We start from the raw sequence: 21,397 nt of genomic DNA on the forward strand, positions 1-21,397 counted from the left end.
AAAGCCAGGCGGACGCCCGCCTGGCTTTTTGCTGTCTACTGATTTAACGCCTGCTCGAGGCTTTCAATATTATCCTGCATTAAAGATACATAGGTGGCGTCGTTTTCAATGTCTTCTTCCATTACGGTTGAAAGGTTGTGCAGGTAGGCTACGTCTGCGCCAATTTCTTCCTGTACGGTTTCAGCCGTTTTGGACGGGATGTTTTGCTCCAGCAGCACCGTGTGAATATCGTTTTCCTCCGCGACGGCGACAATATCGTTGATTTCCTGGACGGAAGGCTCATCCTGGGCATTGATGCCGCTGACCGGGATTTGTTCGAAGCCGTACCGCTCCTCCCAATAGCCGTAAGCCGCATGGGACACAATAAACTGGTTGTTGTCACTGGTTTCAGCGACGTCTGCGAATCCCTGGTCAATATCCTCAAGATCAGATACAAGTGCCTCATAGTTTTCCTCAAACGTTTCCTGCTGCTCCGGCATTTGCTCGACTAACTCGTTTTTAATACTTTCCGCAGCCTCCTGGGCACGGACCGGATCGAGCCATACGTGCGGATCGACGCCGCCGTGGCTGTGATCATGATCTTCCTCGTGGCCGTGGTCATGGTCTTCATCATGACTATGATCGTGGTCCTCGTCACCGTGGTCATGATCGTGGCTTTCTTCCTCATGGCTGTGATTGTGTTCCTCCGACGTTTCCAGCAGGTCCATGTTATTTGTGAGCTCGAGCACCTTCACATTTTCGCCGTCTACGGTGCTTTTCGCTTCATCCGCGAAGCCTTCCATCCCACTGCCGGTCATAATAAACATATCGCCCTCGGCAATACTGGTCAGGGTCTGGGGTGTCGGGTCAAAGGAATGGGCATTGGAGCCGGGAGGGACTACGTTTTCCACGTTTACATAGTCACCGCCGATTTGCTTCGTAAAATCCTCCCAGGCAAACAGGGTCGTATAGACGTCGAGCTTTTCGTTTTGCGCCTGCTGATCTTCATTACTATCGCCGGAGGCGTTTTGCTGGTTATTGTCACTTGTACTGCAGGCCTGAAGAAGAAAAGCTCCTGCTATAATAGAAGTACTCAAAGATATTTGCTTCATCATTTATATTCGTTCCTTTCGTAAGCAGTATGCTGGCTGGGGGAATGATTAATGCGCGATCATTTCATGAGCAATTTCTTCGCCGTCCATGTCTGAGGGATAGTAGGTTGGCCAGTTTTCCACCTCCTCGAGCAGTTCGTCGTTGTCATCGCCCCAGTAGAGGTGATAGTGGCCGGCATCGGTCGGGTTGATATCGTGGTCGCTGAACTGGATATACTGAGGCATGCCTTCGTCGCCTTCATCGAGTTCAAAGATGTACCGGACCCCGCGGTTGCCCGCTTCATACTCTAAAATTTCATGGCCGCCCGAAACGTATTCGCCGCTCATTTCCTCGCCGTCCTTAAAGAAGGTAACGGTGCCGTTCTCAATCGTAATGCGGTCGACATCCGTCTGATAGCCTTCCTCGTAGTAGTCCTTATATTCTTCCTCCGACATTTCTTCGTCTTCCTCTGCCTTATGGGCGAACACGTCATCGAGGGTTCCGTCCTCCAAATACGGGTGAACGGACTGCCAGTCACCTTCCCAGTCGGATAAGGAACGATCCTCTACTTCATCATTGTAAAAAAAGCCGTCGTAAATGCGCTCGGATTCGGCGTCCTGGCCGTGACTGTGATCATGGCTGTGGCTTTTTTCCTCATCGTGACTGTGATCATGGCTGTGGTCGTGATCATGTTCCCCGCTGCCTGCGTCCTCATCGTCATTTTCCTGGTTCTGCTCCTCGGACTCCGCAGCATTTTCGCTACCGGAGCCTTCCTCCGAGGCGTTACCGCATCCTGTAATAATCATCGCGCTGACAGTCAGGGCGCTCAACCCTTTTAATGGAAATTTTTTCATAAATATCACTCCCTGTATTTAATCGGAATCATTACGATTTATTGGTTAAAAAATATACATGTATTAAAGGGAATTCGGAGAAACAAGCCAGGGGAAAGGATCGTAAAAGGTGCTTCCGTCCAGCTGCTGTTCCTCGTTCGTTAACAAACACGCCGTAAGCTCCCGGGTCACTTTCTGCTGATCCAGATGCTGGCCGATAATCACCAGCTCGGTGCCCTTGTCACCGACGACCGGGTCCCAATTGTGCTTTAACTCCAGCTGCTCCTCGAGCACGCGCTGCTGATCACCGGCAGGAAGGGAGGAGACCCAGTACGACACCGGCTCGAGCTGTATGGAGGTGCCGGCCTGCGAAAGTAAAAGCGCTGTCTCATTGCGGGTGACGCACCAGATTATGCCTTTGGCCCGGATCACCTGGTGGGGGAAGGCCTCCAAATATTCCAGCAGCCGCTCAGAATGAAAGGGGACCCGGCTCCGGAAAACGAAGGAGGAGATATGATATTCCTCCGTTTCCGGCTCGTGCTGCTGTTCGAGCTCCTGCAGCCAGCCCGGGGCCTGGAGAGCTTCATCAAATGAAAATTTCCCTGTCCCCAGGACCCTGGAGGGATCGACGCGGCCATACGCCGTTTCAATAATCTCTGCTTTCGGCTGAAGAGCCCGAAGCATGCCTGTTAAATGCTCGATCTGCTTTTGGGTCAGCAGGTCTGTTTTGTTTAAAATCAGCACATCGCAAAACTCGATCTGCTCAATCAGCAGGTCGGCAATTTCACGCTCATCATCGTCTCCGGTGCTCTGCCTGCGCTCCTGCAGCGTTTCGCCCGATGTATAATCGGCCCAAAAGCGGGCTGCATCGACCATGGTGACCATTGTGTCGAGCCGGCAGCTGCCGGTAAGGTCGATCCCCGACGCCTCATCCTGATATGTAAACGTCTGGGCGACAGGAATAGGCTCGCTGATGCCGGTGGATTCGATCAAAATATAATCCACGCCGCCGCGCTCCGCAATCTGGTGAACCTCCTGAAGCAGGTCATCCCGAAGCGTGCAGCAGATGCAGCCGTTCGACATTTCCACCAGGTTTTCCTCAGTGCGGGAGAGAGAAGTGCCGCGTTCAATCAAATCGGCATCGATATTGATTTCGCTCATATCGTTGACGATTACGGCTGCTTTCCAATCCGACTGCTCGTGAAGCAGGTGATTCAACAGGGTCGTTTTGCCTGAGCCCAAATAGCCGCTCAGGACAGTTACCGGGATGGGTGAAGACATAGCTGACGCCTCCTTATGTGTAATATAAATCGTAATTGTTACGATTTGTGTGCTTCAATTACTTTATAAAATATTTTTCGAGATGTCAACGGCGGTTTATGCATTTTTTTACAGAAGACTATCAGTGCAAAAAGAAAAACCCCTGTACAAAAGGGGTTCACCAGAAACTTGTGCAGAATCAAATTTTTAATCAATGGAGAGGGCTTCATCATTCTGGCTGATGCTGATTCCGCACGACTAAAACATCACAGGAAGCGCGGCGGACGGTGTTTTCAGAAACGCTGCCGAGAATAAAACGCTGCGTGCGACCCATTCCCGAAGCTCCGGCGACAATCAGATCCGTCTGATATTTGCCGGGAGCTTCGCTTGGGATCACTGTTTTCGGGGTGCCGTATTCGACGGAGTAGTGCACAGACTGAAGGTCATGGATTTCCGCCTGACTTAACGTCTGGTACTCCTCGAGCAGCTCATTGGCCCGCGCTTTATACTCGCTGATGATGTCTTTGGTGTAGGGCTCAAGCGATGAGAGGGACTGGGTATTCAGGACGTAAATGACCTGCGTGCGGCTCTCGTGTTTCTGTGCCATGTTCAGTCCGGCAAAAAAGGCGCTTTTAGAAACGTCGGAGCCATCGACAGCAATTAATACCGAACGGTACACCGCGGAAGTATCGCTGTTTTTTACAATCCATACATCACAGGAAGCACGCCGGACGATGCCGGCAGAGACGCTGCCGAACCGCTTTTTTTCAGAGGTGCCGGCACCCGAGCCGCCGGAGATGATGAGGTCCGGCTGAAACGACTTTGCGATATCTCCGGTGATGATCGTTTTGGGTATGCCTTCTTTTATAAAGATGCGTACATTTTCGATGCCTGCGTTTTCAGCTGTTTCCTTCCCCTCGGTGATGATCGCGCTTCCCTGTTTATTCAGGGCATGAAGCATTAAATCCGGGTACTGCTTCCGCAGTTCTTTGATGCTGTGGTAGTCGACGATATGACAGAGGGCGAGCGTACTGCCGTACGCCAGGGCAGTCTCAATGCCTTTGGCGAGGCCAGCTTTCGATTCCTCCGAGCCGTCAAGAGCGACAAGTATCCGCTGGTAAGGGAGGGACATAAGGCTTCTTCCTTTCTTGCATCCATCATCTGTGAATTGGTGGAAAGGGCTGCTTATTTTCCGTTACTGCCGGTACACATTTTGCGAAAGGTAGTGTACAGAATATAAATGAAGGAGGTTAGGGCAGTGCTCTGTATAAAACAAAGCCTGGAGCGGAGAGGCCGTGCGTACACTATACCGGTCCAGAGACCGATCGCAAACAAGCATATTTTTAAAACGCCAAAATCCAGAACAGAATACGTGCGGGCGGCCTTATGCACACGTTCGATCAGCTGTTTCATTATTCTCCCCCTTTTTCAAAGTATAGAGAAGCATTGACGCGGGTTAAATCACATGAGAGGGAAATCCTCCGAGGCCAAATAGTACGTAATCAATTTTTCATCCGCCGAGTATGAAGGACAGGAGGAAAGAGGCACGGCTTCAATAGCCACCACGCGCATCACCAGTTGCCGGAAACGAATTTCCTCTCCCAATTCGAAGCTGACCTCTGTGTAATGCTCGAGAAAAAGCTCCTCCTGCAATTCCAGGGCGCTGCCGATAAACCACAGTTTATTCGGCTGTTCTGCATTCTCTGCAAGATAGACGAATCGGACGAGCGAGTACCGTTCTGCCTGAAAGGGCTCAGGCGGATGTTTTTGTTCCGAGAGATTCATACGAAGTACTCCTTCCGGTGGTTGATTAGCGGCTTAGGCGAGCCAGGATAAAAAAATCATATAGGTTATGTAAAAAGCAGTAATAAGTGCCAGGGTCTTAATACCTCTGTAATTACCAGTATACACTGAAAATAGGGAATTGCATCGATAAAAAGTCCCTCAGCAATTACTCACGACTAAATGCACAGATAAAATAATTACTTTACCGAATGTATGCTTTAATGCAAAGGTGAATTTTATTCAATGAAGGCCCGTGGCAAAAGAAATAAGAAGAAGTTATGGCACTGAAAGCGTCTAATAAAGATTGGATTCTGTGTAAAAATAATGGCAGTATGGAACAGTTTACTGGCTGAGCCAGACGTGGTACATCAAGAGAAACGGCGGCCTGAGAAAGAAAAGCTATGCGAACAGGATGCACGTTGTCATCAGGTACACCTTCTCCGCTTTGTTTCTGGCGGGAACCGTCCTGGTAAACGTCTTCCAGGAGTTTTTTGAGCCTTCCATTTATATCATCTTTTTACTGTTTTACGCCATTTATACGGGGATAAGCGTACATATGTGGAAGCGGGAAAGCGATAATCCCGATGATTACCGGTACGAGTGGTTCGTGCAGGGAGGGACACTGGCCGCCGCAGCCATTGGTCTTACTGCGGTCCTGCTGGCTCTGGAATACGTGTAAAATGCAGCAGAAAAAATTAAAAAGAAAGCCCGGCTGCGCAATGCTGCAGAGGCTTTCCTGTCGACTGGGAAAAGCGTGGAGTAAAGCTGGTGGAGCTGCGGAGGTGTTAGGACTCCTGCTTTTCCGGATGGTATTTGCGGTCATATTCTCTTCCGTAATGCTTCCGGGCATGGAATTCATGGATCAGCCGGATGGACGGCCGAATAAGAAATTGAAAGCTCGCCACCACAAACAGGGTCACCCCAAGAATGCGCCACGGGCCTTCAAAATAAAAGCAGATACTGCCGATAAAAAACCATAAGCCTAAAAGAAAATCGTTGATCGTATAGAGCGTGTGGTAGATTTTTTTGAAAAAAGGAGTATGGTTTTTCATTCGGCTTTCCACATACGCCTCGCGGGACGAGTTTTCCTGCACGTTGTTATGCTCTGTTTCTTCCATGTGCACTAAAAGCCCTCCTTTTTATTTTTTAATGCATCCAATATGGATATTAACGAATTCCCGGGGAACGAAACGTTTTTATTTTAAAAAAGGCATTGCACATAAGGTGGGCACAAAAGGTTTTCCAATAAAAAAGTTTATTTTTTCTGCAGTGTCCGGCAGTGACGCCGGTGGGATCGAAGCGGAGTATCTCAGGGCCAGTCCAATGACTTTCTGGACAGGTCCTGAGAGCATGAGGAAACCCAGACACATGCCTGCTGTACCTATACAGCAGGCATGGGAAACAGCTGAAGACGAGCAGGCAAGCTTCCGCCGGTAAACGAAGGAGAAAATAAAAGGAATAGAATAAATATGCTTATTTACTTAATCAACACTCTGAATTCTTATAAGCATGAAATTGATTCTATGAAGTAGCTGATTAATTTATCTGTTATAATAGCACTGCTGGCGTAAGCGCTTTATTTTTTAAGGGAATGAGGAATAGTGATGAAAAAAGTTGTAGTAACAGGTGGAAGCGGCCTGCTCGGCACATGGGTGTTAAAAGAATTTGTATCTCATGGCTATCAAGTACTGAATGCGGACGTGAAAAAGCCGGAGGGAAATATCTGTGATACGGTAATCGTAGATCTGACCGATCTCGGGGAAGTATACGGGGCGCTTCAAGGTGCTGACGCAGTGGTGCATCTTGCAGCAATTCCAGTCGCCTATTCGCATCCAAATGAAGTAACGTTCCGCAACAATACCTTGGCTACTTATAACGTGCTGGAAGCAGCAGCAGGGCTCGGGGTAAAAAATGCGGTTCTGGCTTCCAGTGAATCTTCTTACGGCATATGCTTTGCGAAAGAACGATTCGATCCGCAATATGTGCCTATTGACGAGGCGCATCCGCAGCTTCCGGAGGATTCTTATGGTCTTTCTAAGATAGTGAATGAAGAAACAGCCAAAATGATGCACCGCCGCACTGGCATGCAGGTAGTAAGTTTCCGTCTCGGAAACGTGATTGCTCCTCCTATGTATCAGAATTTCCCTTCCTTTATCCATGATGCTTCCCAGCGGGACCGTATTCTTTGGAGTTACATTGATACACGAGATGCTGCTGTAGCATGCCGCCTGGCGGTAGAGAAGCAGGGACTTGGTGCAGTTGAGCTGAATCTTGCCGGTGACGACACAAGTATGGATATTCCTAGCCGTGATTTAATGAAAGCAGAATTTCCAAACGTGCCGATCAAAGAAAATCTCGGCGAATTTGAAAGTTTACTGAACAGCGATAAAGCAAAAGAACTGCTGGGCTGGAAGCCGGTTCATTTTTGGCGTGACAACGTGAAAATTAAGTGAAACACTCATATCACGCTGTGTAATTACAAATCAGGCTGTTGATATTTTGGAGATGCTTCTGGTAATAATAGTAAATCAACACTCTATAGAACGAAAAGGGGCTGCCCTATTTTTGGGACAGCCCCTTTTTCTATGCGCAAATAAAGAAAGAGATGATCCCTTAATGATATGGTTAAGTCACGACAGCCTCCATACGAAAAGAATGATCTCTTATGTTTCCAGATGATAGACACACCGATGGCCACCATTCCAACCTCCCTGGAAGCCAGAATCCCCGACGGTGATCTGGTACGGATCGTTAATGATACGATTGACCGCCTGGCCGAGTGGTTGGAGAGCCCTCCGGAAACCTCCCAGGGGCGGCCGGCCTGCCAGCCTCCAACCATGACGAAAATCGTCATCTATGCTTACGCCCTGGAGTGGTATTTGGCCCGGGCGATCGCCCGACGGGCGTTAACAAGCGAGGAGGGAGCATCGACCTATGCCCGGCGCAAGATCGAAGCGGAAAGTGTGTTTGGGCACCTGAAAGCGAACCGCCGCTTTCGCCGGTTTGCGCTAAGGGGCACCGCCAAGGTGACCACAGAATTTGGGCTGTTAGCCGTCGCCCATAATCTGCAAAAGAAAGCGGAAACCATGAAAAAAGAAGCCGAAGAGTATTCTCCAGCTTCCGCTTAAACGAGCTATCGTTCAATTTTTGGGACAGCCCCGTCCCGAAATCGATCGAAGGATATCAGAAGACTGTACAACTCGGCGACGGTGCTTACGATCGGGTTCGGGGTAATATGCTACTACTGTATCCTGTTTGTGCTGTTTTTCCTGGTTGCATTTTTGTTTATTCCGACGTCGATGCTGCAGTCCAATTTAGGTGTAGGCCAAAACGTCGAATTCCCGTACTATCTGTCGCTTGCCTGGCTGGCAGCATCGCTTGCGACATGCATCGGGGCGCTCGGAGCAGGACTTGAAAACGAGGAAACGGTGCTTACGGGGACGTACGGCCACCGGCAGCTGCAGCGGAAAAAAGAAGTGCAGCGGGAAGAGGAAGAAAAGCAAAAACAGAACCGGGAACGTTAAATGGTGAAAAAGAAGCTGCCAGCTCAGCCGGCAGCTTCTTCATTAACATAGCGGATGTATTTGGTCAGCGTCAGCATGGACTGCAGCCCGAGCCGGTCCATCAGCGCTTCCGGCGTGACGCCGTTCTCCAGTTCACGCACGATATAGCTGTTGCGGAAATGAGTGGCGGAAATCGCCCGCTCGATGCCTGCGCGCTTTCGTTCCTCGCGGATCATTTTCTGAATCGCGACCTCGGTTAAATTTTTCGGCTGATCGTTCTCATAGCTCCAGCGGTACGTCTGGCGCTGAAAGTCGAACGCCACAAACAGCGGCTCCCCGTCAAAGGACGGCCGCACCGCCTGCGGAATCACGTCGAGGTAATAGTACAGCTGCTTCTGCAGCTCCTTCGTCAGCTGGAGCGTCCGCGGGTTGCCCTCGGTAATGTCGAGCTCCCCGCGGGTCAGGTGCAGGTGCTCGATCCGGATTGAGGCAAGCTCGTGCATGCGGAGGCCGTAGTCGTAAAACAGCCTTAAAATCACGATGTTTCGCGGGGCAAGCATCGGGCGCACGGCCTGCTGCTTATCCGACAGCCCGGAATCAGACTCGAGCGTGTCCATGAGCCGCTTCATTTCCTTCGGGGCAATCAGCTCTTCCTCCTTTAACACGTTCCAGACGCTGTCATCGACCGGAAGCTCCGCCATCGGGTTGGAGGCGATCCGTTTTGTATCGCGGAGAAAGCGGAAGTAGCGGACGAGCACAGTCTGGATGCGCTTCAGCGTCCGGAGCTGGTAGTGGCGCTCCTCGGCCAGTATATGAAAATAGGTGGTAATGTCGTCGGGTTTGACGGCCGCTTCCTCGCCGTCGAGCACTACATCGATGAACCGGTGAAAGTCGGCCAGGTCGTATTCGTAGCGCTTCAGCGTGCTCGGTTTGCGCCCCCGGGACTGCAGGAAGGAAAGAAAGGCCTGCATGCCGTCCGGAAGAAGCTCGGGTTGCAAATTCATCATCATTCCTCCTGCTTTGTCTGTCGATCAAGCATCGCGGCTTGTTTGTTTGGCACTTAACCCATATTATAGTATGTAGAGGACAGGAAAAACAGGAGGATCTAAACTATTGCAGGAATTTGAGAACCAACAGGTAGATAAAGAACGTGTTGTACTAATTGCCGTCCATAAGGATGATACTGATCAGGAAACATTTGAAGCGTCCCTTACCGAGCTTGAACAGCTCGTGGAAACGGCAGGGGGAACGGTCACGGCTGTGCTGACGCAGAACCGGCGTTCGCTCGATTCGAAAACGTACGTCGGCAAAGGCAAGCTCGAGGAAGCGGTGGCGACCGCTGAAGAGCAGGAGGCGGATCTTTTGATCTTCAACGATGAGCTCTCGCCCGGCCAGATTTCCACGATTACAAACCAGACCGGACTATACATTATTGACCGCACCCAGCTGATACTCGATATTTTCGCCGGACGTGCGGCGTCGAACGAAGGGAAAATGCAGGTGGAGCTTGCGCAGCTGAACTACATGCTGCCGCGCATCCGCGGGCAGGGCGAATCGCTCTCCCGGCTCGGCGGCGGAATCGGTACACGCGGACCGGGGGAGACGAAGCTTGAGACCGACCGGCGTCACATCCAGAAGCGGATGGACGACGTGCGAAGCAAGCTCAAGCAGGTGAAAAACCGCCGCGAGCAGTACCGCGAACGACGCAAGGAAAAGAACGTGCTGCAGTTTGCACTCGTCGGCTACACGAACGCCGGCAAATCCACGATTTTAAACGCGCTCACCGAAGCGGATACGCTCGAAGAAAACGCGCTGTTCGCGACGCTTGACCCGTTAACGCGCCGGGTGGAGCTGCCGTCCGGTCTGGAGGTGCTCGTCACCGATACGGTCGGGTTCATTCAGGACCTGCCGACGGCGCTGATTGCGGCGTTTCAGGCGACCCTTGAGGAAGTAAAGGAAGCAGACGTGCTGCTTCATGTGATTGACGGCTCGCACCCGAGGGCTGCCGAACAGGCGGCCACGGTGCGCCGGCTCTTAAAGGAGCTCGAGGCAAGCCACATTCCGGCGCTTACGGTCGTTAACAAGCGCGACGCCGCCGAGGACGGCCCGGTCGTCGCGGTGGACAAGCCGTCGATCTCCATTTCGGCCCGTAAGGACGAAGACGTGGAGCTGCTGCGGGAGTCGATGGAGAACGTGCTGCTCGAGCAGCTTCAGCCGTACCACGTGAAAATTCCGCTCGCCGACGGCCACGTGATGCAGCGGTTTAAGCATGAAACCGTCGTGCGCGAGGAAACGCTCGATGAAGAAAACGAAAGCTGGATTCTTTCCGGGTACGTGCAGAGTGACCAGGCGATCCACCGGGAGATCAAGCAGTATGCTAAAGGAGATGCAGGGGCAAAATGACACGCGATACGATGGAAAAAAAACAGCTGCAGCGGGCCGAGCACCGGATTGCGCCGCAGCTTGAAGCCATTGCGGAACGCGAGCTTGTGAACCAGCAGCGGGTGCTCGATATTTTCCGTGCGCACAACGTGTCGGCGTTTCATTTTCAGCACTCGACCGGGTACGGCTATGACGATACGGGGCGCGAGGTGCTCGACCGGGTCTACGCCGATGTGTTCGGCACCGAAGCAGCTATGGTGCGCCAGCAGTTTATTTCCGGTACGCATGCGATCAGTACGGCGCTGTTTGCGGCGCTCCGTCCGGGTGGACGGCTTTTGTACGCAACCGGCACGCCGTATGACACGCTGAACACGGTGATCGGCCTCGACGGCAGCGAAGCAGGGACGATGAACGAATGGGGCATCGGCTGCGACGTGGTGCCGCTCGGCGGCGGCCGGGTGGACATGGGCGCCGTGCACAAGGCGGTGACGCCAGACACGCAGGTGATTGCGTTTCAGCGCTCGCGCGGCTACGAAGATCGTCCGTCGATCGGCCTCGGGGAAATGAAGGAGTACATGGCGGAGCTCAAAGCGGCGTATCCTAACATTGTGCTGTTTGTGGACAACTGCTACGGAGAGTTCGTGGAAACGACCGAGCCGGGCCATATTGGCGCGGACCTGATGGCGGGCTCGCTCATTAAAAACCCGGGCGGCGGTATTACCCGTACCGGCGGCTACATTGCCGGCCGAAGCGATTTGATTGAAAGGGCGGGCGCAAGCTTTGCCGCTCCCGGCATCGGCCTTGAAGGCGGCGCGACGCTCGGCATGCTCCAGGAAATGTTTCAGGGGCTGTTTCTCGCGCCGCACGTCGTAGCGGAGGCCCATAAGGGAGCGGTGCTGACCGCAGCGCTGATGGAGGACGCCGGCCTGCAGGCATCACCGTCCTCCGGGGAGGAGCGGACCGACCTGATACAGTCCGTGCAGTTTGGCGACCGGGAGAAAATGATCCGGTTCTGCCAGGCGGTGCAGAAGTATTCCCCGGTCGACTCCGGCGTGACCCCGCAGCCGAGCGCCATGCCCGGCTACAGCGATGAAGTGATCATGGCTGCCGGCGCGTTCATTCAGGGCTCGAGCATCGAGCTTTCTGCCGATGGCCCGATCCGGCCGCCGTATACGGCCTTCGTTCAGGGCGGATTAACGTATACGCACGTGAAAATTGCCGTAAGTGAAGCGTTAAAAGCGATACAATAACGATAGAAGGACAGGTTCTCCGTGAGAGGGCCTGTTTTTTCTGTACATTTGCCGGAAAATAGGTGAAAATGTAAAAGATACAATAAGTTCTGAAAATTTTGATGTAAAAATAGCTTACATGAACTTGACGGAAAAGCTTACATCATGTAGGATATACTTAGTTTCAACGAAAGGGGGCGTAACGCATGAATGATCATGTACGCCGAAATACCCCTTTATTTCCGATTGGTATCGTCCAGAAACTGACGGAACTCACCCCAAGGCAGATTCGTTATTATGAAGAACACGGCCTGGTGTTTCCGACACGGACCGAAGGCAACCAGCGGTTGTTTTCCTTCCGCGACGTGGACCGTCTGCTTGAAATCAAAGCGATGATGGAGCGGGGCGTAAACCTTTCAGGCATCAAGGAAATCTATGAGTTAAAAACGTATTCAGAGGAACCGAAGCAGCCCTCAGCACCCAGAAATCACGATATGACCGACCGTGAACTGCGCAAGCACCTCCGCAAGGAAGTGATGATGGCAGGCAAATACTCACGGCCGTCGATGATTCAGGGACAGCTGTCGCGGTTTTTCGACTAACAGCAGGATTAACTTTTTTCCGGCTGCGGCCGGGGGAAAGATATAATAATTCACTATTCTAGTTTTTTAGAGAGGAGTCACAATTAACATGGCAAACACGAGAAAAGACATTTTAAAGTTTGCAGAAGAGGAAAACGTTAAGTTTATCCGTCTTCAGTTTACTGACTTGCAAGGAATTATTAAAAACGTAGAGATTCCGGTGGACCAGCTTGATAAAGCCCTGGACAACCTGATGATGTTCGACGGTTCTTCCATCGAAGGTTTTGTTCGTATTGAAGAATCCGACATGTACCTCTTTCCGGATCTTGATACCTGGATCGTCTTCCCATGGACCCCGGAAAAAGGCAAAGTCGCACGTTTAATTTGTGACATATATGAGCCGGGCAAGCCTGGCGAAGATCCAACACCATTTGCGGGTGACCCGCGCGGTATTTTGAAGCGTGTACTTAAAGACGCAGAGAAATTAGGCTTCAACGCCTTCAATATCGGGCCTGAGCCTGAATTCTTCCTTTTCAAAAACGATGAAAAAGGCGAGCCGACCACAACCCTGAACGACAAAGGCGGTTACTTTGACCTTGCGCCGACAGACCTCGGTGAAAACTGCCGCCGCGACATCGTACTTGAGCTTGAAGACATGGGATTTGAAATCGAAGCTTCCCACCACGAAGTGGCACCGGGACAGCACGAAATCGACTTCAAATACGCAGATGCTGTAACGGCGTGCGACAACATTCAGACGTTTAAGCTCGTTGTTAAAACGATCGCTCGTAAGCACGGCCTGCACGCCACCTTTATGCCGAAGCCATTGTTCGGTGTGAACGGCTCCGGTATGCACTGCAACATGTCCCTGTTCAAAGGCAAAGAGAACGCGTTCTACGACAAGAAGACCGATTCTCAGCTGAGCACAACGGCCATGCAGTTCTTGGCAGGTACACTCGAGCACGCGAAGGCGTTCACAGCGCTCACAAACCCAATCATCAACTCCTACAAGCGTCTTGTGCCAGGCTACGAAGCACCAGTATACGTTGCATGGTCCCTGCGTAACCGCAGCCCGCTCGTACGTATTCCGTCCTCCCGTGGCATGAGCACGCGTATTGAAACGCGCAGCCCGGATCCATCTGCGAACCCGTATCTTGCTATCGCAGCAATGCTTGCAGCTGGCCTGGACGGCATCAAGCGGAAGCTCGACGCTCCAGAGCCGACAGACCGCAACATCTACGTGATGGAAAAAGCAGAACGTGAAGAACTCGGCATCGAGGACCTTCCAGCAGACTTGAACGAAGCGCTTCAGCACCTGCTGAACGACGAAGTTCTCGTCAATGCGATCGGCCCTCACGCCATCGAGCACTTCGCCGAAGCAAAAGAAATCGAGTGGGACATGTTCCGCAGCCAGGTTCACCCTTGGGAAAGAGAGCAATACCTCTCCACTTATTAATCATCAGAAGTCCTGCAACCATAGGGTTGTGGGGCTTTTTTTGTGTTTGATAAAGAATAGTATTTTTCGGGCTGATCCAACGAATTTGCTCCGACTGCCGCAAAACTGCCCTAAAAATTTTTAGGACGATTCAAAGTAACGTATCGATGCAACTGGAACCTCGAACGAGCAGTGACAGAACCGATTCGAAATAAAAACAGGGGAACTGCTCCGTTTCCACAATGTATTAAGAAGGAAGAACATAGTGGTAAAAGCATTGACACAGTGTCAAAAGAATATGACGTCGAATCAAGTCTTATGCGGGATATATGGCGGTATTATGTATGAAAAAAAGCAGTGTTAACGAATATACACTTACCTGATTAAAGGGAGAATGGGGGAATGCATAAGGACTGGAATGGTATTATGCGAAATTCACGGCAATTCGCTCCGGCCGGCTGTACTTGAGTGAGATCTGTGGACCAGGCGAATTGTTTGCGGATTATTGGGATCAGTATAAGATAAGGCAAATTTAGGTTTTTATTTTTTTAAATTGTATTGTTTTTTATACTCTTTTAATGGTGGGTTCTTACGAAATAAAAAATAATCATAAAAGTGTTTTCGCATTGCTGAATTGAAGGTCACTATAGCCGTATCGAAATTTCTTTTATCCACAAATATTATGTCTAGAACCAAACTAGAATGAGCTTTTATTGTAAAAGCATCACTTGGAGGGAGACGAATGAGCTCTTGTTGCCCTGACATTGGTTTTTTAAATATTAAACGATTATTTTCAACTTCAGAAGGTTCGATCGTTTCTTGAGTATAAATTTTCACTGGTATATTATTTTTAAAAACTTTTAAATCGAATACCCCAATATCGATACTGCTAGGATTAGTAATTTGTACTTGAGTTTTCCAACTAGCTTCAAAAATAATATTTCTGCCGTCAGATTCTATAAAATCATAGAATATCTCTCCTTTTTGTACGTCTTGCACATAATCGCTAAAAGCAACATTTAATGTTTTTCTTGTTCGTGCTAGAGAAAGTATTGAAATGAATAGAGCGGTCAGGGCGAGAAAAGAATCGAAATTATTATTTATAAGCTCAGTCAAAATGAAAATCCTTTCACATTTTTTCTGGATTTATTTTAGCACAAGGAGACATTTTGATTAACAAACGAATGAGAGAAATCACAAAATCACATAGGATAAACATATAGAGTAGTTAAATTTTGATATACTGAAAGCAGAAGAACCGATGGTGTTAGTGGTCGGGCAGGGACGTGTACGCTGCCGGCTCATGGCAAGACCAGAATTGTCACACACCAAGGGAAAGTCAAACGGGTGGAATGGGATGAGGGGGAAGAGTTTTGAGTGAGTTCGCCGTAATTACTAAAGATTTAGAAAAAGAGTATATAAAATTGATCGAAAGAAACATGGAGAATTATAAAAACTTAATAAATTTTTCTAGGTATCAAAATAACCATCACTCAAGGATAACTTTTGCTGAAGCAGATGAAAATGACAAAAGTGTTTTAGCTGAAATCATATTCTTTGATTGCCTGGAAGAAATAATAACCTCCTTGAGTTACGCAAATGCAGCTTTTCAAAATAAGGATTTAAGCATCTCATTTTCTCTAATAAGAAAGCCATTTCGAGATTTACTCGCATGTATAGAATATCTAAGTTTTAATGCTGTAGAAGTAGTAGAAGCAATGATCTCTAATGACCTTAATGTTATAGACCCTTCAAAGAAAAAAGTGAAAGAAAAAATAAGAGATAACATGATACAACTAGTGGAAGCCAATCAAGATACATTTAACGGGATAACTGGAGAGGAAGTTAAAATTCTGCATAAACAGAGGTACGCTCTTGATAATGAGCCTGATACACTTTCTACTTATTTGAATCAATCTTTGCATTTAATTACTACGCGAGAAGCCTATAGAACGAAAAAAAATCAAATGAATTATTTGCCATCTTTGACCAGTCAAAAGGATGCTGATATTAGTAAAACAATCTATGTGGCCTTTGTCCCTTTCATTGTGAATTATATTAATCGGTTATTATATTTTAATATAATAAATAAATTTAATTATAGACAAAATATGATCGTAAACGAAGTTAAAAAAATTAGTGAATTAGAAAAAGAACAAGCTATTTTCATAAACAAAGTAATTCATTAATAAGTTTTACCAGCCCACTGGAGGATACTGAATGACGGAACAACGCTGTGGTTTGGTGTCCTATTTTTTGTTTTATCGTACTTAATTATAAGATTTATTTCAGCAACTTTGCTTTTTCTGTTTCAAATTCCTTTTCCGATAGAATTCCTTTCTCTTTGAGGTTGTAGATGCGCTCAATTTCGTCGTATTTATCGTAACTTGTGTCTTTTTCCTCGGAGTCGCCAAAATCTAGTTGGGCGGATGTTTTAAACTCAGATAATTTGCTGAACTTTTTACTGTCGCACTTGGCAATAACCACATGCTTCTCTTTCGTTTCTTTATTAACGAGAAAGAGGGCAGCAGTGGATAAATCTTCACCTGCTGTGGAACCAATAGCCATGGCATTAGCCCCTCGCTCTCCGCGAAGAAAAAGCCCTAAATCAGCGCTCTGAAGCGCTTTGTACTGTGATCTTTTAATATTCTTAGTGCGATCATAGTCATAAAATTCAAAAAAGCTAGTGGCGTTTCTCCCTAACTCTTTAAAATAAACATCCCCAGTTTCCAGTTGAATCAATTTAGCTGCTTTACCATAGAGACCAACCTCTTTATGTCCATTTACGCATTCTAACGATACTTTTTTAGATATTTTACTCTCAGGAAGTTCAGAAGCAGGAGCTGCCAAATTTTCTTCTATGTTTTTATCTGTTTCATTCGCTATAATTTGAGCAGCCTGGTAGTTCGATTCATTCTTGGGAAAGTGCAAAACCATTTCTTCATTTGCACCATTAAAAACAAACTTAATCTTTTTTGAATCAAAATGAATATTAGCGAATATCCCTTCGGAAGTAGAATAATTAATTACTTTTGGTTTTTTGATCCCTGTAGTAAAAATATAAACAAATCGAGAATTTGTTAAAGCGAGCAATTTAAAATCGTCCATCATTTTTGAAGATACACATAGAGCAATTAATTTTTCATCATTCTCTAACTCTTCCGATAGAAGTTTTGCTTCTTTTTCTAATGTCTTAAAAGCGAATTTCCCATGTTTCTTTAGCTCTGTATCTACTGCCTCGTAGTTATTCACAGCTATTCACCCCGGCTCTTTCTGGAATATTAATACTTTGAAACATACTCAGATTCAAAATATTTATAGGATTAGAATAAAACCCCTGCCGTAAAGCAGGGGAGTGGATATTTTATTCAAATGTAATGGTCTGTTCGATCGATTCCCCAACTTCATTAAAATCTTCATCGGTGGGTGCACCTATGCGGACAGTGATTTCTTCAATCTCTTCTGCCTCTGAGTTTTCAAGCACATACACGTTATATCCTTCTTGCGTCACTGCATCCAGGAATTCTCCATTAATGTGTTCGCCAAAAAAGGCATCTGGATCCAGCTGTTCACCGCTATTTGTCGTAATAGTAGCCTGGGACGGATAAAAATTAACAGGTTCTTCCTGAGTGTTTTCGACAGACATATCTAACTGGATGTAAGTAAGATCTTCGCTGTCAGTCTCTAAGATATCCTGGTATTCTTCTGTTAACTCACCATCAATCACTTTTGCAGATTCAAAAGTAGCTTCAAGGGGACCTGTCTCAACCGTGCCAATATCGTCAGTGCGTTTAACCATATTGAACGACCCAGCTTCACTTTCTACGGTATCGCCTGGCTGTGCTTCTTGATTCTCGTTCTCTTCTTCGCTCATGGTTTCGCCTTCGCTGTCATCGCTATCAGAAGATTCATCCCCCGATGATTCTTCCTGGTTGTTCTCTTCGTCGCTTCCGCTCTCTTCATTAGAAGAATCCTCGTTTCCATTTTCTGAGCCAGAATCCTCACCACCGCCACAGGCGCTTAGCGCAATCGTCGTAGTAGCAATCCCCGCCATTAATAAATACTTCTTCATGGAATTTCCCCCCTGTATATGTAATTTATTGAATCTATTTCATTTTAACAGCAAACGTACGTACCCTCAAAGTATTTCCTGCATCATAAGTCCTTGATTTTAAATTAAAATTATTTGATCTTAATGGTGGGCAAAGCTATAAAAAGATATTTTCTAACACTTCTCTGCATGACTTTCATACTGAAGTTGAATTAAGACGTTTGCTTCCCCTTTATAAAAAGGTAAAGAACCATAATTAAAAAATAAGGAATGATAAAAATGAATAAAGCCCATTTAATTACGGAGAAACTGGCGCTGGAGGAGGAGTACGATAAAGGCGAGGTTCCGCACGATGAATACACCGAGCGTGTGGAGGAGCTGCAGCAGCTGGAGCAGCCAAACTTTGTAAAATAAATGTAATGATAAAAAGGTAGAATACTATGATAATGTGTAGGCAGAAGGTGATAAAATGAGTAACTTTGCTTACACTAAGCGTGGAAAAACCAATGAAATTCTCATTGGAGCGTACAAGGAAATCGTCAATGCGTATTACGGGGAAGAAATTTATTCATTTAAAACCGAAGAGGAATTATTTTACAGCATTCAAACGTACCGCCAAAAAGAATATATTATCACCCGCCTGAGTGAATTACCCATCATCGACGCGATGTGGAAGAAGGAAGGGGCTGCCCGCTACGATACCGAGTAGCGGGTTTTTTCATGCTTAAATGAAGGCCGGGTTGAACCAGGGCTTCCACGTGAGGCAGGTATAGAAAAAATTCCTCTTACATAATATTTTTTTATCCCCCGAAACGAACAATCCATACAATATACAACATGGGGAAGATGAAAAATAAACTCGTTGTTTTCTCTAACATTCACAAAGAGGTGAAAAGCGTGAGCAAGCATCAGGAACTGCGGGCCATCATAAAAAAATGAGCGGACAGGATCATATTATCACGGTGCCGCGTATCTTTATCGAATATTTGGACGGGGATTTGAATACGGCGCTGGTTTTAAATCAGCTCGTGTTCTACGCCGACAAAACAAAGCGCACCGACGGCTTCTTTTATAAAAGCTACGGAGAATGGGAGGCGGAGACTGGATTAACCCGGCGCAAAATCAAAGGGTCGATCGATAAGCTGATCAACAAAGAGCTGGTCACCACCAGGCTGAAAAAAGCGAACGGGGCGCCGACGCTTCACTACGCACTGGATTACGACAAAATGTTGAATTCTATTATGACAAAGTGCTCTATTGCATCCGAACAATCTGTCACTAAACCGGATTTGGACAAAGTGTCGGATTCCATAACAGATGATTTGCAGTTGAATTCGACAGATGAATTAAACAGTAGTCCCCGCGCCGTCGGCACTGTTGTCCGGTTTTACGAAGAGAGTTTTGGCGGGACGATGACGGCCTATCACCGGGAGCGGCTGGGTGACTGGTGCGAGGCTATGTCCCCGGAGATCGTTCTTCGGGCATCGGAGACTACCATTCTTCAGGGCGGCCGCAGCCTGAAATACGCCGAGCGGATCCTGAATGATTGGCAGCGGTTCAGCTGCCGCACGCTTGATGATGTAGAGGAATACGAAGAAACGAAAAAACAGCAGAAGGAGGCACGCCGACATGGACGGAACAGCCAGAGGCATGCAGGAGGTACTCGACAGTCTCGAAAAGAAAGCAGCGGAAGTGAAAAGCAATCCGCTCTCGGCCGCGGATGGCACCGACCGGGAGGATGATTACCAGTGCCCGGTATGCAAGGACCAGACCGAGTGGCTGGAAAAGGTGGATGGAGTGGAAAAATGGGTCATATGCCCATGTATTCGCGAGCGCCGGACACAGCGGCTGCTCCAGTTCAGTGAAATTACTGAAAGCTTTCGGAACGTTACCTTCGGGCAGTTTCAGACCGACAACGTGGATCCGCAGGTAGCGAGTATGAAGGAAGCTGCGCTCGCCTATTACAGCAATTATCAGGATCTCCGGAAGCAGCGGGAGAACAGCATGCTGATTATGGGGGCTCCGGGCTGCGGAAAAACGCATATTCTGACGGCGCTCAGCAATAATCTCATGCAGCGTAAAAAGATCGAGGACGGGGACGAACAGCAGCAGGGTGTATCCGTCCAGTATTTTCCGTACGTTGAAGGGTTCAACGATCTGAGGGACGACTTTAATCTTTTGGAGCGGAAAATGGAGCGTATGAAAAAAGCGGATGTGCTGTTTATCGATGATTTGTTCAAGCCGGTGAAGCAGTGGACGAAGGACGGGTATCAGCGAATTCCCCGGGCCACTGCCTGGCAGATCGAGCAGATGTACGCCGTGATTAATCACCGGTATCTGAATCACCTGCCGATTCTCGTTTCCACGGAGCTGATCATGGAAGAGCTCGTGGATGTGGACGACGCGCTTGCATCCCGGATCGTGCAGATGTGCAAATCCTTCCTGGTGACGATCACCGGACCGAAGAATGACTTAAACTACCGACTGAGAGGGGTGTATTAAATGGTGCCAGCGTGTGGGATAGTAATGCAGGGAAGAAAGCTAAATGAAGCGGAGGAGCAGCTGAGGCGGGAAAGGGTGCGGAGGAACATGGAGCGCTTTAAAGAAGCGGAACGGAACTTTGAAAAGCAAAACTTGCAGCGAAGTAATGAAGCACCCAAATTAGTATTATTATGAGCTACATATTCAATGGAGAGCTGGATAAAACGTTTGTTACCGGCCAGACAATCGGGGGCATTACCATCGGGTTATTTATAGCCCCACACTTTCGGCAGGATCCTGAGGAAAAGGCCCACAGGATGATACGCATTAACAGGATTATCACAAACACGATATATATTTTTCTCGTAATATTTTTAATTATGTTCAGCCTGTATTATATTTCGGATTCTATCGATGGGAGAGCGCTGTCGTTCTTTGCGATTCCTTTAATCCTAACGTTAATAATCAAACTTATTTATCGGTGGCGGGTGAAGAAAATTTCAGGGTAGAAAAAACTGCAGCATGTATTCGCTCAAATTAACTGGCGCATACTGCATTAACCCCCGAGCACCTCTGGCCATCCACATTCATTTAATCCGACGATTCGAGTTCAACATCCTGATGCGGTTCGTTTTCAATCTCAATATCGCTATCCTCCGCGATGTCCCCTAAAACCAATGGAACTTCCGTAATTTGGGGCAAATCCATCGAAGCCGCCGTACAAAGCTATTTGGATTTTCATGCTTTTGCGCAGCTTCTTTTGTTTGTAGGGCAAAAAACCTTAAG

25 protein-coding genes are annotated in these 21,397 nt (G+C 48.0%); 14 read left to right on the forward strand and 11 right to left on the reverse strand.

Translation table 11 applies throughout. The features are described from left to right. Positions 1-35 precede the first annotated feature (35 nt). The 6 genes from ACTRXF_RS02250 to ACTRXF_RS02275 all read right to left on the reverse strand — a co-directional run bounded on the left by ACTRXF_RS02250 (position 36) and on the right by ACTRXF_RS02275 (position 4,949). A complete protein-coding gene (locus ACTRXF_RS02250) occupies positions 36-1,094 on the reverse strand; it encodes a metal ABC transporter solute-binding protein, Zn/Mn family (RefSeq protein ID WP_474260768.1) in 1,059 nt (352 codons plus the stop codon). Positions 1,095-1,139: 45 nt separating this feature from the next. Continuing rightward, the gene (locus ACTRXF_RS02255; protein WP_474260769.1) at positions 1,140-1,925 is read right to left on the reverse strand and encodes a ZinT family metal-binding protein; all 786 of its coding nucleotides are present in this window, start codon (positions 1,923-1,925) and stop codon (positions 1,140-1,142) included. A gap of 63 nt (positions 1,926-1,988) precedes the next feature. Further along, a complete protein-coding gene (locus ACTRXF_RS02260; protein ID WP_474260770.1) occupies positions 1,989-3,185 on the reverse strand; it encodes a GTP-binding protein in 1,197 nt (398 codons plus the stop codon). 208 nt (positions 3,186-3,393) lie between these two features. Then, positions 3,394-4,296 (reverse strand): universal stress protein, encoded by a 903-nt coding sequence (locus tag ACTRXF_RS02265; protein WP_474277670.1) that lies wholly within the window; start codon positions 4,294-4,296, stop codon positions 3,394-3,396. A gap of 53 nt (positions 4,297-4,349) precedes the next feature. Beyond that, a complete protein-coding gene (locus tag ACTRXF_RS02270) occupies positions 4,350-4,577 on the reverse strand; it encodes a hypothetical protein (RefSeq protein ID WP_474260772.1) in 228 nt (75 codons plus the stop codon). A 48-nt stretch (positions 4,578-4,625) separates the two neighbouring features. Next, positions 4,626-4,949, reverse strand: coding sequence for a hypothetical protein (locus ACTRXF_RS02275; RefSeq protein WP_474277672.1), 324 nt, complete (start codon positions 4,947-4,949; stop codon positions 4,626-4,628). A 556-nt stretch (positions 4,950-5,505) separates the two neighbouring features. Between ACTRXF_RS02275 and ACTRXF_RS02280 the strand changes: the two genes are divergently transcribed. Beyond that, the gene (locus ACTRXF_RS02280; RefSeq protein ID WP_474277674.1) at positions 5,506-5,628 is read left to right on the forward strand and encodes a hypothetical protein; all 123 of its coding nucleotides are present in this window, start codon (positions 5,506-5,508) and stop codon (positions 5,626-5,628) included. Between the two features lie 106 nt (positions 5,629-5,734). Here the strand turns inward: ACTRXF_RS02280 and ACTRXF_RS02285 are convergent, their stop codons facing one another. Further along, positions 5,735-6,067 (reverse strand): YrhK family protein, encoded by a 333-nt coding sequence (locus ACTRXF_RS02285; protein ID WP_474277717.1) that lies wholly within the window; start codon positions 6,065-6,067, stop codon positions 5,735-5,737. A 486-nt stretch (positions 6,068-6,553) separates the two neighbouring features. Between ACTRXF_RS02285 and ACTRXF_RS02290 the strand changes: the two genes are divergently transcribed. The 3 genes from ACTRXF_RS02290 (at position 6,554) to ACTRXF_RS02300 (ending at position 8,473) form a co-directional block, all read left to right on the forward strand. Further along, on the forward strand, positions 6,554-7,402 hold the full coding sequence (locus ACTRXF_RS02290; RefSeq protein ID WP_474260775.1) for an NAD-dependent epimerase/dehydratase family protein: 849 nt from the start codon (positions 6,554-6,556) through the stop codon (positions 7,400-7,402). A 168-nt stretch (positions 7,403-7,570) separates the two neighbouring features. After that, entirely contained in the window at positions 7,571-8,077 is a 507-nt protein-coding gene (locus ACTRXF_RS02295) for a transposase (protein ID WP_474260776.1), read from the forward strand. 81 nt (positions 8,078-8,158) lie between these two features. Continuing rightward, positions 8,159-8,473, forward strand: a complete 315-nt coding sequence (locus ACTRXF_RS02300) for a hypothetical protein (RefSeq protein ID WP_474260777.1) — start codon at positions 8,159-8,161, stop codon at positions 8,471-8,473. A 23-nt stretch (positions 8,474-8,496) separates the two neighbouring features. Here the strand turns inward: ACTRXF_RS02300 and ACTRXF_RS02305 are convergent, their stop codons facing one another. Next, positions 8,497-9,456 (reverse strand): tyrosine-type recombinase/integrase, encoded by a 960-nt coding sequence (locus ACTRXF_RS02305; RefSeq protein WP_474260778.1) that lies wholly within the window; start codon positions 9,454-9,456, stop codon positions 8,497-8,499. 109 nt (positions 9,457-9,565) lie between these two features. Here ACTRXF_RS02305 and hflX point away from each other — a divergent pair, with 109 nt between their 5' ends. From hflX to glnA, 4 genes are all read left to right on the forward strand, one after another. Continuing rightward, the gene (gene hflX, locus ACTRXF_RS02310) at positions 9,566-10,855 is read left to right on the forward strand and encodes a GTPase HflX (protein ID WP_474260779.1); all 1,290 of its coding nucleotides are present in this window, start codon (positions 9,566-9,568) and stop codon (positions 10,853-10,855) included. Further along, complete coding sequence (locus ACTRXF_RS02315; RefSeq protein WP_474260780.1) at positions 10,852-12,084, forward strand: methionine gamma-lyase family protein; 1,233 nt, start codon at positions 10,852-10,854, stop codon at positions 12,082-12,084. Before hflX ends, ACTRXF_RS02315 begins: the two co-directional genes overlap by 4 nt. Before the next feature lie 185 nt (positions 12,085-12,269). Continuing rightward, positions 12,270-12,665 carry a MerR family transcriptional regulator gene (locus tag ACTRXF_RS02320; protein WP_322524914.1) on the forward strand — a complete coding sequence of 132 codons (396 nt, stop codon included), beginning with the start codon at positions 12,270-12,272 and terminating at the stop codon, positions 12,663-12,665. 88 nt (positions 12,666-12,753) lie between these two features. Next, positions 12,754-14,100, forward strand: a complete 1,347-nt coding sequence (gene glnA, locus ACTRXF_RS02325; RefSeq protein WP_322524915.1) for a type I glutamate--ammonia ligase — start codon at positions 12,754-12,756, stop codon at positions 14,098-14,100. Between the two features lie 519 nt (positions 14,101-14,619). Here glnA and ACTRXF_RS02330 read toward each other — a convergent pair. Continuing rightward, positions 14,620-15,195 carry a hypothetical protein gene (locus ACTRXF_RS02330; protein ID WP_474260781.1) on the reverse strand — a complete coding sequence of 192 codons (576 nt, stop codon included), beginning with the start codon at positions 15,193-15,195 and terminating at the stop codon, positions 14,620-14,622. A 201-nt stretch (positions 15,196-15,396) separates the two neighbouring features. Between ACTRXF_RS02330 and ACTRXF_RS02335 the strand changes: the two genes are divergently transcribed. Together ACTRXF_RS02335 and ACTRXF_RS02340 are read left to right on the forward strand one after the other, a co-directional pair. After that, the gene (locus ACTRXF_RS02335) at positions 15,397-15,456 is read left to right on the forward strand and encodes a hypothetical protein (protein ID WP_474260839.1); all 60 of its coding nucleotides are present in this window, start codon (positions 15,397-15,399) and stop codon (positions 15,454-15,456) included. Continuing rightward, positions 15,453-16,268 (forward strand): hypothetical protein, encoded by an 816-nt coding sequence (locus tag ACTRXF_RS02340; RefSeq protein WP_474260782.1) that lies wholly within the window; start codon positions 15,453-15,455, stop codon positions 16,266-16,268. The genes ACTRXF_RS02335 and ACTRXF_RS02340 overlap by 4 nt, the downstream gene beginning before the upstream one ends. Before the next feature lie 94 nt (positions 16,269-16,362). On the opposite strand, the gene ACTRXF_RS02345 is transcribed toward ACTRXF_RS02340, so the two are convergent. Together ACTRXF_RS02345 and ACTRXF_RS02350 are read right to left on the reverse strand one after the other, a co-directional pair. Then, positions 16,363-17,331 (reverse strand): hypothetical protein, encoded by a 969-nt coding sequence (locus ACTRXF_RS02345; RefSeq protein WP_474260783.1) that lies wholly within the window; start codon positions 17,329-17,331, stop codon positions 16,363-16,365. A 112-nt stretch (positions 17,332-17,443) separates the two neighbouring features. Beyond that, complete coding sequence (locus ACTRXF_RS02350; protein ID WP_474260784.1) at positions 17,444-18,151, reverse strand: hypothetical protein; 708 nt, start codon at positions 18,149-18,151, stop codon at positions 17,444-17,446. Between the two features lie 258 nt (positions 18,152-18,409). Between ACTRXF_RS02350 and ACTRXF_RS02355 the strand changes: the two genes are divergently transcribed. From ACTRXF_RS02355 to ACTRXF_RS02370, 4 genes are all read left to right on the forward strand, one after another. Then, a complete protein-coding gene (locus tag ACTRXF_RS02355) occupies positions 18,410-18,544 on the forward strand; it encodes a hypothetical protein (protein WP_474260785.1) in 135 nt (44 codons plus the stop codon). Between the two features lie 55 nt (positions 18,545-18,599). Continuing rightward, on the forward strand, positions 18,600-18,839 hold the full coding sequence (locus tag ACTRXF_RS02360; RefSeq protein ID WP_474260786.1) for a hypothetical protein: 240 nt from the start codon (positions 18,600-18,602) through the stop codon (positions 18,837-18,839). Positions 18,840-19,065: 226 nt separating this feature from the next. Next, positions 19,066-19,872 (forward strand): DnaD domain-containing protein, encoded by an 807-nt coding sequence (locus ACTRXF_RS02365; protein WP_474260787.1) that lies wholly within the window; start codon positions 19,066-19,068, stop codon positions 19,870-19,872. Next, on the forward strand, positions 19,760-20,632 hold the full coding sequence (locus tag ACTRXF_RS02370) for a DnaA ATPase domain-containing protein (RefSeq protein ID WP_474260788.1): 873 nt from the start codon (positions 19,760-19,762) through the stop codon (positions 20,630-20,632). The genes ACTRXF_RS02365 and ACTRXF_RS02370 overlap by 113 nt, the downstream gene beginning before the upstream one ends. The last annotated feature ends 765 nt before the right edge of the window (positions 20,633-21,397 follow it).

The sequence above is a fragment of the Marinococcus sp. LNHM3E3-2.2 genome (genome assembly GCF_056034385.1).